Annotated in this window: 10 protein-coding genes; 5 read left to right on the top strand and 5 right to left on the bottom strand. The window is 70.3% G+C overall.

Annotation, left to right across the window (positions count from 1 at the left end; translation table 11 throughout):
- On the top strand, positions 1-2638 hold a 2638-nt coding region (locus AC1DVT_RS11920; RefSeq protein ID WP_477389152.1), incomplete at its 5' end, for an FtsK/SpoIIIE domain-containing protein.
- 10 nt (positions 2639-2648) lie between these two features.
- Entirely contained in the window at positions 2649-4217 is a 1569-nt protein-coding gene (locus AC1DVT_RS11915) for an APC family permease (RefSeq protein ID WP_477389150.1), read from the top strand.
- 3 nt (positions 4218-4220) lie between these two features.
- Here the strand turns inward: AC1DVT_RS11915 and ald are convergent, their stop codons facing one another.
- Together ald and AC1DVT_RS11905 are read right to left on the bottom strand one after the other, a co-directional pair.
- Positions 4221-5336 (bottom strand): alanine dehydrogenase, encoded by a 1116-nt coding sequence (gene ald, locus AC1DVT_RS11910; protein ID WP_477389148.1) that lies wholly within the window; start codon positions 5334-5336, stop codon positions 4221-4223.
- Positions 5337-5369: 33 nt separating this feature from the next.
- The gene (locus AC1DVT_RS11905) at positions 5370-6359 is read right to left on the bottom strand and encodes an asparaginase (protein ID WP_477389146.1); all 990 of its coding nucleotides are present in this window, start codon (positions 6357-6359) and stop codon (positions 5370-5372) included.
- 54 nt (positions 6360-6413) lie between these two features.
- Between AC1DVT_RS11905 and AC1DVT_RS11900 the strand changes: the two genes are divergently transcribed.
- Entirely contained in the window at positions 6414-6893 is a 480-nt protein-coding gene (locus tag AC1DVT_RS11900; protein ID WP_457100587.1) for an OsmC family protein, read from the top strand.
- A gap of 30 nt (positions 6894-6923) precedes the next feature.
- Here the strand turns inward: AC1DVT_RS11900 and AC1DVT_RS11895 are convergent, their stop codons facing one another.
- Positions 6924-7700 carry a lysophospholipid acyltransferase family protein gene (locus AC1DVT_RS11895; protein ID WP_457100586.1) on the bottom strand — a complete coding sequence of 259 codons (777 nt, stop codon included), beginning with the start codon at positions 7698-7700 and terminating at the stop codon, positions 6924-6926.
- 102 nt (positions 7701-7802) lie between these two features.
- Here AC1DVT_RS11895 and AC1DVT_RS11890 point away from each other — a divergent pair, with 102 nt between their 5' ends.
- Together AC1DVT_RS11890 and dxr are read left to right on the top strand one after the other, a co-directional pair.
- Complete coding sequence (locus tag AC1DVT_RS11890; protein WP_457100585.1) at positions 7803-8771, top strand: FKBP-type peptidyl-prolyl cis-trans isomerase; 969 nt, start codon at positions 7803-7805, stop codon at positions 8769-8771.
- Between the two features lie 95 nt (positions 8772-8866).
- Positions 8867-9955, top strand: a complete 1089-nt coding sequence (gene dxr, locus AC1DVT_RS11885) for a 1-deoxy-D-xylulose-5-phosphate reductoisomerase (RefSeq protein WP_477389144.1) — start codon at positions 8867-8869, stop codon at positions 9953-9955.
- A 2-nt stretch (positions 9956-9957) separates the two neighbouring features.
- On the opposite strand, the gene pflA is transcribed toward dxr, so the two are convergent.
- Positions 9958-10821, bottom strand: a complete 864-nt coding sequence (gene pflA / locus AC1DVT_RS11880; protein ID WP_477389154.1) for a pyruvate formate-lyase-activating protein — start codon at positions 10819-10821, stop codon at positions 9958-9960.
- 53 nt (positions 10822-10874) lie between these two features.
- Positions 10875-13109, bottom strand: a 2235-nt coding sequence (gene pflB / locus AC1DVT_RS11875; RefSeq protein ID WP_477389142.1) for a formate C-acetyltransferase, incomplete at its 5' end; no start/stop codon positions are given.

Raw genomic sequence — 13109 nt, 5'->3', positions numbered from 1 at the left:
ACGCCGCACAGGGCGGGAGTGGGAGGCGGCGTGCGACCGGGTGGAGGCGGCGCTCGCCGATCGCCACGACGCCGAACGGCAACGGCGGTGGGCGCGCACGCCGGACGTCGCGGGCTTCCTCGCGCGCGATGCGGAGATCTGGCGCTTCGTGCCCGGCCGTTCGGGCGCGCTGGTGGTCGGTGCAGGCGATGCGCCGAGCGGAGTCCAGGTCGGCGGGGGCGCGGACGAGCCGCGTGCCGTCGGGCTGCGGCGCRCCGCAGCGACGCTGCCGATGGCGCCCGTCGTGATCCCTGCCGCCACGGGCATCGCCGTGCTGGGCGATCCCGTGCGCGCCACCGCCGTCAAGCGGGCGCTCATCGCGCAGCTGCTCCTCGCTGCGCCGCCCGGCGAGCTGCGGATCGTCGGGCCGCTGAGCGAGGAGGACGGCTGGGTCGATCGCCTTCCGCATCGGCGCTCGGCCGAGGGGACGCCCCTCGGGCTGGTCGCACCAGGACAGGCGGTGCCGCCGGAGGCGGAGATCGCGATCATCCGCGCCGATCCGACCTCGCCGCTGCCGACCGGGTGCGGTGCGGTGCTCACCGTCTCGTCCCTCTCGCGCGCCTTGCTGGACTGCGGTGGCGGGCACCGAGAGCTGCGCGTCGAGGCGATCTCGGCCGTGCAGGCGGAGCAGATCGCGGCGCAGCTCGTCGAGCGGGCACGATCCCTCCCGGGCGCCGCGACTGGCGTGGCGGGACCGATCGTGCTCGGCGAGCTGCTGGCGGCGGGCCGGGAGTCGGCGCCACGCCTCGAGCCTGCGGGACTCAGCGCCGTGGTGGGTGTCGGCGCGGAAGGATCGGTCGCTCTCGATCTGGTGGCCGACGGCCCGCACGCCGTCGTGGCTGGCGTGACCGGCTCAGGCAAGAGCGAGCTCCTGGTCACCTGGGTGCTCTCGCTCTGCTCGACCTACTCGACGAATGAGGTGAGCTTCCTGCTGGCGGACTTCAAGGGCGGGACCGCGTTCGATGCTCTGGCGGCGCTGCCCCATGTGACGGGCGTCATCACCGATCTCGACGGCGCCGGGTCGCGCCGGGCCATCGAGAGTCTGCGGGCCGAGGTGCGCTGGCGGGAGGCGGAGCTCTCGCGCGTCGGCGCCCGCGACGTCCTGGACTCCCGGGTCGCCCTGCCGCGACTCGTGATCGTGGTCGACGAGTTCGCGGCGCTGCTCGGCGATCACCCCGAGCTGCACGCGGTGTTCACGGATGTCGCCGCCCGCGGCCGCGCGCTGGGCATGCATCTGATCCTCGGCACCCAGCGGGTGGCGGGGGTGGTCCGAGACGCCCTGCTGGCGAACTGCCCGCTGCGCGTCAGCCTGCGGGTGACGGATGCCTCGGACAGTCGAGCCGTCATCGGGTCCGACGAGGCGGCGCGGCTGCCCGGCGGGGCAGAGGGGGCCGGGATCGCCTTCGTGCGGCGCGGCAGCGACGCCGTGCCGCGCCGGATGCGCGTGGCCCTCTCGGCGCCGGCCGATGTGGAGCGGATCTGCGCCGCGCCATCCGGACCGCGTCCGCGACGCCCGTGGCTGCCGGATCTGCCGGAGCGGGTGGCCCTCGATGACCTGGTGCCGGGCGTGGGCGAGCCGGGCGTGCTCACACTCGGGCTCGCCGACGAGCCCGACCGGCAGCGTCAGGTTCCGGTCGCGCTGCGGATCGCAGACCGCGGGGTCCTGGTGCTGGGCCGAGCGGGCTCCGGGCGCTCGACGGTGCTGCGCACTCTCGCATCGCAGGCCGCCGGCGTTATCACCGTTCCCTCCGACCCGGAGGCGGCATGGGACGTCCTCGCGAGGATGGACGAGGCGCCCCCGCGGCCCGGCACGGTGATCGCCCTCGACGACCTCGACGCGCTGATTCCGCGCTATCCGCACGACTACGGCCTGGAGGTCATCGAGCGGGTCGAACAGCTGATCCGCTGCGCGGGAGACCAGGGGATCTTCGTGGCGGTGTCGATGCAGCGCCTGACGGGCGCGATCGGGCGGGCGGCGGAGCTCCTGCCGCGGCGGATTCTGCTGGCCGCGACGTCGCGCGCCGAGCACCTCGCGTTCGGCGGAGACGCATCGCACCACGCGGTCGATCAGCCTCCTGGACGGGCGCGGTTCGATGGCCGCGCCGTGCAGGTCGCCTCGACCTCCGAGCTGTCGGCGCTCGCCGTCGCGCCCACGGAAGTCCGCGTCGGAGCGCCGTGGATGCCGACCGCCTCGGTGACCGGATTCGTCGCGCGTCGGTCGGCGGTCTCGCGCGCCGCACTCGAAGCGTGGGAGGCCGCGGGGATTCAGATCCAGTCCGTCGACACCGCGGCCGCAGAGTTCCCGCGCCCAACTGGGGTCGTCATCGTCGGCGAGCCCGATGACTGGCAGCGCCATTGGCAGCTGCTGGCGACGGTGCGCGGCGAGTGCGATCTCGTGATCGACGCTGCGTGTGCGGCCGAGTTCCGGGCGCTGGCTGCCGACCGGGCGCTGCCGCCGTTCTGCGTCCCCGGACGGCCGCGAGCCTGGCTGCTCACCGGCGGCGCGTCGCCCCGACGCGTGGTGCTGCCGGCGTCCGGAGGATCACGTGACGGCGACGGTCGGGGCGCCACGCTTGACCAGCCCCATCGGCGGTCCTAGCGTCAGGGTTGTGACCACCACACCGATCAACCTCAACCGCCCCGACGGGAAGGGCCTGGCCGCCGGAACCCTGGGGCTGTGGGGTTCCACCGTCATCGGCCTCGCCTCGACGGCCCCGGTCTACTCGCTCGTCGCGAGCCTCGGGTTCGTCGTGCTCGCCGTCGGCGCACAAGCGCCGATCGCCTTCGTCATCGCGTTCATCCCGATGCTGTTCATCGCCTTCGCGTACCGCGAGCTGAACAACGCCGTCCCCGACTGCGGCACCACGTTCACGTGGGGGACGAAGGCGTTCGGCCCCTGGGTGGGGTGGATGGGCGGCTGGGGCGTGGCCGTCGCGGGGATGGTGGTGCTCGCGAATCTCGCGCAGATCGCCGGAATCTACTTCTGGGCGCTCATCGACGGCCTGGTGCGAACATCCGAGGACGCGCTGCTGGCGGACAACGTCCCGCTCGTGACAGCGACCGGAGTGGTCTTCATCGCGGCGATGACGTGGGTGAGCTGGCGCGGGGTGGAGATCGGCGAGCGCATCCAGAACGTGCTGCTCGGCATCCAGTATCTCGCCCTCGTGATCTTCGTCGTCGCCGCACTCTGGCACTTCTTCGCCGGTACCGCACCGGACGCGACACCCTTCTCGTGGGAGTGGTTCAACCCGTTCGCGTTCACCGACTGGAGCGCATTCATCGAGGCCGTGCTCCTCGCGCTGTTCATCTACTGGGGCTGGGACACGTGTCTCGCGCTGAACGAGGAGACGAAGGATCCCAAGCGCATCCCGGGACGCGCGGCGCTGCTCACGACCGTCATCCTCCTGATCACGTACGTCGGAGTGACCGTCGCAGCCATGATGTACGCCGGGCTCGGAAGCGAAGGCACAGGGCTCGGCAACGAGGCCAACGCCGACGACTTCTTCCTCGCGATCAAGGACGGGCTGCTCGGACCGCTCGGCTGGGTGCTCGTGGTCGCGGTGATGATCTCGGCCATCTCGTCGACCCAGACCACGATCCTTCCGACCGCGCGCGGGACGCTGGCCATGGCCGCGTACAAGGCCCTCCCCAGGCGGTTCGCCACGGTGCATCCGCGGTACCGGACCCCGTCGTTCTCGACCCTCGTGATGGGAGCCGTCGCGATCGTCTACTACGTCGGCATGACGCTCATCAGCGACAACATCCTCCAGGACTCGATCCTGTCGCTCGGCCTCGCGATCGCCTTCTATTACGCCATCACCGGGTTCGCCTGCGTCTGGTACTTCCGTCGCGAGCTCTTCGACTCCACGAGGAACTTCTTCTACCGATTCCTGTTCCCGCTGCTCGGCTCGCTGATGCTCACGTACGCCTTCGTGCAGTCGGCGATCGACATGTACGATCCCGACTACGGCTACAGCGGCGGAATCGGCGCCGTCGGCAGCACATTCCTACTGGGAATCGGCTCCTTGGCCTTCGGCGTGCTCCTGATGCTGCTGTGGTTCCTGTTCCCGAGGGCGAAGCAGTTCTTCCGCGGTGAGAGCCTCAACCGCGAAACCGCGGTGCTCGTCCCCGAAGACGGGGCGGACTTCTCCCGCTCTATCGACGGCGGCCTGGCCTGACCCTCAGCCCAGGGCGTCGGCGAGGGGGACGAGCGCGAGGTCGTGCGCAGTGGCGACGCCGGAGTTCGCAACCGAGCCCGACACCGTGTTGAGGCCGGCCGCGAGCGCCGGGTCGGCGCGGAGCGCATCCTTCCAGCCGCGCCGCACGATCTGGCGGATGTACGGCAGCGTCGCGTTCGTGAGCGCCGAGGTCGAGGTGTTCGGCACGGCGCCGGGCATGTTCGCGACACAGTAGAAGACCGACCCGTGCACCGGGAAGGTGGGGTCGTCGTGCGTCGTCGGGTGGGTGTCCTCGAAGCAGCCGCCCTGGTCCACAGCGATGTCGACCAGCACCGAACCCGGCCGCATGCGGCGCACCATGTCGTTCGTGACGAGCTTCGGCGCCTTGGCGCCCGGGATGAGCACCGATCCGATCACGAGATCGGAGTCGATGACCGCACGGTCGAGGTCGAGAGGATTGGATGCCGCGGTCTTCACGCGCCCCTGGAAGTGGTCGTCGAGATACCGCAGTCGCTGCACGTTGGTGTCGAACACGGTGACGTCGGCGCCGAGACCCACCGCGATCACTGCCGCGTTGGCGCCGKCGACGCCACCGCCGATGACCGTCACCCGGGCGGATCGGGTGCCTGGCACCCCGGACATGAGGAGGCCCAGACCGCCCGCCGAGCGCATCAGCGTGGCGGCGCCGACCGTGGGCGCCAGCCGGCCGGCCACCTCGCTCATCGGCGCGAGCAGGGGCAGTCCGCCGCCAGGCAGCTGCACCGTCTCGTAGGCGATAGCCGCCACCCGATCGGCGAGGAGCCGATCGGTGAGCGGTCGATCCGCGGCGAGGTGGAGGTAGGTGAACAGCACCAGGTCGTCACGGAAGAATCCGTACTCCGACGAGATCGGCTCCTTCACCTTGAGCAGCAGCTCGGCCCGGGCCCACACCTCGGCCGGGTCGTCGAGCAGCGTCGCTCCGGCCGCCTCGTACTCGGCATCCGGCATCGACGATCCGGTGCCGGCCCCGCGCTGGACGATGACCTCATGACCCTGTGCGGTGAGGTCGTGGACCCCGGCGGGAGTCAGCGCGACCCGGTACTCGTTGTTCTTGACCTCGGTGGGGACGGAGATCCTCATCGTGGCTCCTTTCCGCTCCTCATGAGAGCCGTCTCAGAACGCGGGGCGGATCGCCCCGACATCGCGGCCGCCGCCGGTGACGGTCAGCGCAAGCTTGGCCGCGGCATCCGCGACATCTGACGCGGCAAGCGCGCCGGCACGTTCGAGCAGGCGCAGCGCGACGATCGTCGCCGCGCGGCCGCTGCCGTCGAGCATCTTCAGCGCAACCGTCGTGCCGTTCGGCGCGACCATCACCATGACGCCTTCGGCCCCGCCCTTGGCGAAGACGCCCAGGCGTTCGATCGCGATCGTGTCCGGGCGCCCCGGACCGTCGATCGTCCAGGGATGCTCCCGCACGGCGCGCACCAGCGCGCCGGCCTGCCGGTGCAGCGCGAACGGCGAAGTGGACGAAGCGGTGCCGATGCGGTGGATCGCCTTGGTGAGACCGGTGAGGCTCATCGCGTAGACCGGGGCGCCGCATCCGTCCACCGCGGCGGCCGCGGCCTTCTCGCCGGTGAGGCGCTCGACGACGTCGCGGATGTGCACCTGCAGCGGATGCTCGGGCTCGAGGTAGCCCGCCGGATCCCAGCCGTTCGCGATGCAGGCCAGCAGCATCGCGGCGTGCTTGCCGGAGCAGTTCATCCGGATGCGCGAAGGGGAGAGGTGCTCGCGTACGAATTCGTCGCGGGTGGCCTGATCCCCGGGCCAGGCCGCCGGACAGGCGAGCGCCTCCTCGCCGAGGCGAGCGGCGTCGAGCATGTCGCGCACCACCGACACATGCCGGTCGGTGCCGGAATGGCTGCCGGTGGCGAGCCCCAGCTGCTCTCCCTCGAGCACCGCGCCCGCGGTCAGGCAGGCGAGCGCCTGCAACGGCTTGAGGCTGGAGCGGGGGAGCACCGGCGCCGCCGGGTCGCCGAGCTGCTCGATGACCACGCCGTCGGGTCCGAGGACGAGCGCTGAGCCGCTGTGGCGGGACTCGATGAAACCGCTTCGCTCGACGACGGCGAGCTCGACGGCGTCGGACGTGGCGAAGGTCTGCGGCACGACGCCAGCCTAGCGCCGGGCGGCACCGACGACAGGCGTGGAAGACTGGGGGTCATGTGGGGGGAGCATCGCTACGTCGTCCGTTCGACCTGGACCGGCAATCGGGGTTCGGGAACCTCCGGCTACCGCGACTATGACCGGTCCGTGACGATCGAGATCGACGGCAAGCCTGCCATCGCGGCCTCCAGCGACAAGCCGTTCCGCGGTGATCCGAGCCGCTGGAATCCCGAGGATCTTCTCCTCGCGGCGCTGAGCGAGTGTCACCTTCTGTCGTACCTGCACGCCTGCGTTCAGGCCGGCGTGGTGGTCGTCGACTACCGGGACGAGGCATCCGGTCTCATGGTCGAAGATGGGCGCGGCGGCGGGCGCTTCACCGAGGTGGTCCTGCGTCCGCACGTGACGGTGGCTGACGCATCGATGACGGATGCCGCGACCGCCGCGCATGCGAAGGCCAACGAGTGGTGCTTCATCGCGAACTCGGTCAACTTCCCGGTGCGGCACGAGCCGTCCGTCGAGGTCGCGGCGGCGCGCTGAGGCGTCCGGGGGAGACGGCCTAGGGGCGCGTTACCGGCGCTCGTGGGGCAGTGCCTGCTTGATCTTCTCGATCGGGGTGTGTGCGGGAACCTCGTTGTACGCGTTCGCGAGGTCCTGGCCGGTCAGTCCGTGGATCGCACTCATGATGTCGTCGGTCGCGGCACGCCGGGCACGGCCTGAGGTGGCCGGACCGTGGTGCGCGAGGTCGAGCGGCTCGCCGAATCGAACGGTGATGCGGTGCTTCGTCGAGGGCATCGTGGCGCCCACCGGCATGACCTTGTCGGTGCCGATGAGGCCCACCGGCACAACGGGTGCGCCCGTCTCGAGGGCGAGGAACGCCACGCCCGTGCGCCCCTTGTAGAGGCGACCGTCGAGGGAGCGGGTGCCCTCCGGATAGAGGGCGACGACGCTGCCGTCGTCGAGGATCTGCTTCTGCTGGTCGAGGGCGTCGAGGGCGGCCTGGCCGGCGCCGCGGTTCACTGGGACGGCGCCGATCGCGGTGAAGAACTCCCGCGAGAGCCAGCCCTTGAAGCCGGTGCCGTTGAAGTAACTGGCCTTGGCGAGGAAGTGCACGGGCCGCGGCGACGCGACCGGAATCGCGATCGAGTCGATGAACGACAGATGGTTGCTCGCGAAGATGACGGGTCCCGACTTGGGGACGTTGTCTTTGCCTTCGACCTGGGGCCGATAGATGAAGCGTCCGAGCGGGGCGATGATGAAGCGCCCGAGTGCATAGGTGGCACCCATGCGGGTCGCGTTCGACTCCTCGGCGGGCGCGACGGCGTCGTCATGCTCGTCAGAAGTCATCCTTGGATTCTATTGCGCGGCCCATGCCGGTCGCGGCATGACCGGTTCTCAGCGCAGCCAAAGGAATCATGGGGGAGGATGGTGGTTCCCCTTCTTTCATCGATGAGGTTCTCTGTGCGCACCCGCTCGCTTGCCATCCTGTCCGCAGCCGCACTGTCGGCCCTTCTGCTCGCCGGCTGCACGTCGACGGCGAACGAGGCCAGCCCCTCGCCATCGCCCACCGGAGACGCGGATCTCTGCGCCGCGGTCGCGCCCTCGGGGGCGGCGTCCGAGGCGGTCACCGTCGACGGCGAGGCCGGCACCGAGTCGACGGCGACCTTCACCGCACCGCTCGAAGTCACCGAGCTCCAGACGACGACGATCGTCGAGGGCACCGGCGACCCCGTCCAGGCCGGCGATCTCGTGCAGTTCGCGCTCTCCGCCTTCGACGGCACCACCGGCGAGAAGCTCGGCGCCCAGGGCTACAACGACGATCTCCTTCCGGTGCAGGTCTCTGCGGCGAGCGGCCTCGGTCAGGCGATCGGGTGCGCGACCACCGGCTCGCGCCTCGTCACCGTCTTCCCGGCCGACACGGCGAACAACACCACCGCCCAGGTGTACGTCATCGACGTGCTCGGCACGGCTGAAACCGCAGCCTGGGGCGACCCGCAGGATCCCGTCGACGGGATGCCCACGGTCGAGCTGGCCGACGATGGCGCCCCCACGGTGACCCTTCCGGACGGCGACATCCCCACCGAGTTCAGCAAGGCGACCCTCAAGAAGGGCGACGGCGCCACCGTCGCCGTGGGCGACCAGGTGCTCGTGCAGTATCACGGCGTCTCGTGGGACACCGGCAAGGTCTTCGACGAGTCGTGGGGCAAGCAGCCCTTCAGCTTCACGGTCGGCAGTGGCGTCGTCCCGGGGTTCTCGGACGCCGTCACCGGTGAGACCGTCGGCTCCCAGGTGATCGCGGTGCTGCCGCCTTCGGCCGCATACGGCGAGAAGAGCGACACCAACACCAGCGAACTCGCGGGCCAGACGCTCGTGTTCGTCGTCGACATCCTCGCGGTCGCCCACCCCGCGACGCAGTAGTCCTGCGGTCGGTCGGGCCAGGTGATGGCCCGACCGATCCATCGCAGCGAGGCCCGTCGATGGCGGGGATCAGTGGGCGCGGCTAGGCTGGCGCGATGCGTCGCGTGCTCGTCCTCGGTTCCACCGGTTCGATCGGCACGCAGGCGCTCGAGGTCATCCGCGCCAACCCGCGGCGGTTCGAAGTCGTCGGGCTGGCAGCCGGATCCGATCGGCAGAAGCTCAGCGCTCAGGCCGAGGAATTCGATGTCGAGGACACCGCGCTCGGCGCCGTCGAGGCCGAGCAGCTGGTGCGCGACGTCGAAGCGGATGTCGTGCTCAACGGCATCACCGGCTCGGTCGGGCTGGGGCCGACCCTGGCCGCGCTGGAGATGGGCCGCACGCTCGCGCTCGCGAACAAGGAGTCGCTGATCGTCGGCGGCGACCTCGTCACCGCCATCGCGCGCCCGGGTCAGATCGTGCCGGTCGACTCCGAGCACTCCGCAATCGCTCAGGCGCTGCGCAGCGGCGCGCGCGACGAGGTGCGGCGACTCGTGCTCACGGCATCCKGGGGCCCGTTCCGTGGTCGCAGCCGAGAGTCGCTGGAAAGCGTGACACCCGCGGAGGCGCTCAACCACCCGACGTGGGACATGGGCCGCGTCGTGACGACGAACTCCGCGACCCTGGTCAACAAGGGTCTTGAGGTCATCGAGGCGCACCTCCTGTTCGGGGTGCCGTACGACCGCATCGACGTCGTAGTGCATCCGCAGTCGATCGTGCACTCCATGGTGGAGTTCGTCGACGGATCGACCATCGCGCAGGCGTCACCGCCCGATATGCGGCTCCCGATCTCGCTCGGGTTGGACTGGCCGCAGCGGGTCGCCGGTGTCGGGCGCCCGCTCGATTGGACGGTCGCGACATCCTGGACCTTCGAGCCCCTCGATGCGAAGGCGTTCCCCGCAGTGCGGCTCGCGAAGCTCGTCGGACACGCCGGCCGCACCTATCCGGCAGTCTTCAACGCCGCCAATGAGCAGGCGGTCGATGCCTTCCACGAGGGACGGCTGTCGTTCACCGGGATCGTCGAGATCATCGAGCGGGTGGTCGAGAACCACGAGGCCCCCGGTGCGCTGACGCGCGAATCGCTGGCCGACGCCGAGCGGTGGGCGCGGACCGCTGCAGACCGCGCGATCGCGGCATCCGCTCGCTGACGTCAGTAGGTCGTGAGGCCCTGCGCACGGAACTGGTCGCGCACGCGCTCGACGACCTCAGGGGTCGGCGGCTCGGTGTCGTCGAGTTCGTAGGTGCGGCCGATGGCCTCCCACTTCGACCGCCCCATCTGGTGGAACGGGAGCACCTCGACGCGGGTGACCGTGCCTGGTCGGATCTCGTTGAGGGATGCCGCGTACTCGGCCACCTTCGCGACGCCCTCGACGTCGTCGGTGAGCCCTGGCACGAGCACGTAGCGGATCCAGACCTCAGGTCCCTTCGCGCCGACGCCGTGCTGGGCCAGGCGTCGGCCGAACTCGAGGGTCGGCTCGAGCTCACGGCCCGTGACGCGCCGGTAGGCCTCGGAGTCGCCGGCCTTCACGTCGAGCAGCACGAGGTCGGTGTCATCGAGCATCGCGTCGGTCGCGTGCGCGCCGAGGTACCCGGAGGTGTCGAGCGTGGTGTGCACGCCCATCTCCTTGGCGCCGCGGAGGAGTCGTGCGGCGAAGGCGGGCTGCATGAGCACCTCGCCGCCGGAGAGGGTGAGCCCGCCGCCGGTCGCGGTGAAGACGGGCAGGTAGCGGCGCACGCGGGCTAGGATCTCGTCGGCCTCGATCGGCTTGCCGTCCTTCATCGCGAGCGTGTCGGGGTTGTGGCAGTACAGGCAGCGCAGCGGGCAGCCGCTGAGGAAGACCGTCATCCGGGTGCCTGGACCGTCGACCGCGGTCACGAGCTCCCAGGAGTGGACCGAGCCCAGAACGCCCGCGCGCATCGCTGCGAGACGCTGGGCCCGGTCCACGTCGGCGACCGAGAGGCCGCCGAGCCCGGCTCCTGCGCGCACGCCGCCCGGCCGTGCCGGCGCGTCCATGCGGATCGCGTCGGCCGGCAGCGGCGTGGGAATCAGGAGCGCGGGCATGTCGATCAGACCGAGCCGTGGAAGGTGCGCGACAGCACGTCGAGCTGCTGCTCGCGCGTGAGGCGGACGAAGTTGACGGCGTAGCCCGACACGCGGATCGTCAGCTGCGGGTAGTTCTCGGGGTGCTCCATGGCATCCTCGAGCGTCTCCCGGTTGAGGACGTTCACGTTCATGTGGTACCCGTTGGAGCCCACGTAGGCGTCGAGAAGACCGGCGAGGTTCGCGACCTGCTCGTCGAGCGTGCGGCCGAGGCCGGCCGGAACCACGGTGTTGGTCAGCGAGATGCCGTCCTGCGCCTGGTCGTACGGGAGCTTGGCGACCGAGAGAGCGGATGCCAGCATCCCGTGCGTGTCGCGTCCGTTCATCGGGTTCGCGCCCGGGGCGAACGGCTCACCCGCGCGGCGGCCATCCGGCGTGTTGCCGGTCGCCTTGCCGTAGACCACGTTCGAGGTGATCGTCAGCACCGACTGGGTGGCGACGGCGTCGCGGTACATCGGGTGCGTGCGGACCTTCGTCATGAAGCGCTCGACGAGGTCGACGGCGATGGTGTCGACGCGGTCGTCGTCGTTGCCGAAGGTCGGGAACTCTCCGTCGATGACGTAATCGACGACGAGGCCGCGCTCGTCGTGCACCGGGGTGACCGTCGCGTACTTGATCGCCGACAGCGAGTCGGCGGCGACCGAGAGCCCCGCGATGCCGCAGGCCATCGTGCGCAGCACGTCCTTGTCGTGGAGGGCCATCTCGAGGCGCTCGTACGCGTACTTGTCGTGCGACCAGTGAATGCAGTTGAGGGCCTCGACGTACGTCTTGGCGAGCCAGTCCATGAGACCGTCGAAGCGCGCCATGACGTCGTCGTAGTCGAGGACGCCGTCGCCGACGGGAGCGGATGCCGGGGCAACCTGCTTGCCCGAGACCTCGTCGCGTCCGCCATTGATCGCATAGAGCATCGTCTTGGCGAGGTTGACGCGTGCGCCGAAGAACTGCATCTGCTTGCCGACCTGCATGGGCGAGACGCAGCAGGCGATCGCGGCGTCGTCACCCCACGCGGCCCGGATGAGGTCGTCGGACTCGTACTGCACGGCCGAGGTGTCGATCGTCACGCGGGCGCAGAAGTCCTTGAACCCCTTGGGCAGTGCCGCGCTCCAGAAGACCGTCATGTTCGGCTCGGGAGCCGGACCCAGGTTGTAGAGCGTCTGGAGGTAGCGGAACGAGTTCTTCGTGACGAGTGCGCGGCCGTCTTCGCCGACGCCGCCGATCGTCTCGGTGACCCAGGTGGGGTCGCCGGAGAAGAGTTCGTCGTACTCGGGGGTGCGCAGGAACCGCACGATGCGCAGCTTGATGACGAAGTCGTCGATGAGCTCCTGGGCCTGCTGCTCGGTGATCGCACCGGCTTCGAGGTCGCGGTCGATGTACACGTCGAGGAAGGTGGAGGTGCGGCCGAGCGACATCGCCGCGCCGTTCTGCTCCTTCACCGCGCCGAGGTACGCGAAGTACAGCCACTGCACGGCCTCGCGAGCCGTCGTGGCCGGGCCCGAGATGTCGACGCCGTAGCTTGCGGCCATCTCCTTGAGCTCGGCGAGGGCGCGGATCTGCTCGGCGTGCTCCTCGCGCATCCGGACGACCTCTTCGCCGAACGGGGCGGTGTCGAGCTGGAGCTTGTCGAGCTTCTTCGCCTGGATCAGGGCGTCGACGCCGTAGAGCGCGACGCGGCGGTAGTCGCCGATGATGCGGCCGCGGCCGTAAGCGTCGGGCAGGCCGGTGATGATGTGCGAGCTGCGGGCGGCGCGGACGGCGGGCGGGTAGACGTCGAAGACGCCCTGGTTGTGGGTCTTGCGCTGGAAGGTGAAGACGGCCTTGAGGGTCTGGTCGACCTCGTACCCGTACGTCTCGAGGGCGCCCTCGACCATGCGCCAGCCGCCGTTGGGCATGATGGCGCGCTTGAGCGGCGCATCCGTCTGCAGGCCGACGACGAGGGAGTCGTCCGCGGAGATGTAGCCGGGGGCGTGGGCGGTGATGCCGGCCGGGGTGTGCGGGTCGACGTCGTAGATGCCCTTCGCGCGCTCCTCGGGGAACATCGCCGCGATCGTGTCCCACACCCGGGTGGTGCGGTCGGTGGGGCCGACGAGGAAGGAGGCATCGCCGGCATACGGCGTGTAGTTGCGCTGGATGAAGTCGCGGACGTCGATGGCGTCCTGCCAAGGGCCGGTGGTGAAGCCCTCCCAAGCCGCGGGGAGGTTGTC

The sequence above is a fragment of the Microbacterium sp. P2_F9 genome, from assembly GCF_056403635.1.
The sequence above is the reverse complement of the archived record's forward strand: the minus strand, read 5'-3'. Positions and strand labels throughout refer to the sequence as shown.